General features: G+C 70.5%; 1 protein-coding gene. It reads left to right on the top strand.

From position 1 onward, the window contains the following. Positions 1 to 35: 35 nt before the first annotated feature. On the top strand, positions 36 to 244 hold a 209-nt coding region (locus tag KVT44_RS56655), incomplete at its 3' end, for a hypothetical protein (RefSeq protein WP_217577113.1).

The following is a 244-nucleotide window of genomic DNA, read 5'->3' as shown; positions in this document are numbered from 1 at the left end:
GCCGCCCTGACGTCCGACTCCGACGAGGTGAACCGATGAGCACATCGACCTTCGACCCGACCCCGCTCACCGAGCCGGTCGACCGTGCGGCCGTCGCCGCCCACCGCAAGGAGCTGCCCGCCGCCGGTCGGCTCCCCTCCGGCGGGGGTGTGTGGGTGGTCGTCGTCGTGGTCGCGGTGTTCGTGTTCGTGGGGTTCTTCGTCGTCAGCATCTTCGTCGAGGTGCTGACGAGCTCCCTCAGCGG

This window comes from Streptomyces sp. GbtcB7 (genome assembly GCF_019091445.1).
Taxonomy (GTDB): Bacteria; Actinomycetota; Actinomycetes; order Streptomycetales; family Streptomycetaceae; genus Streptomyces; species Streptomyces mirabilis.
This window is presented reverse-complemented; position numbering and strand designations above follow the sequence as displayed.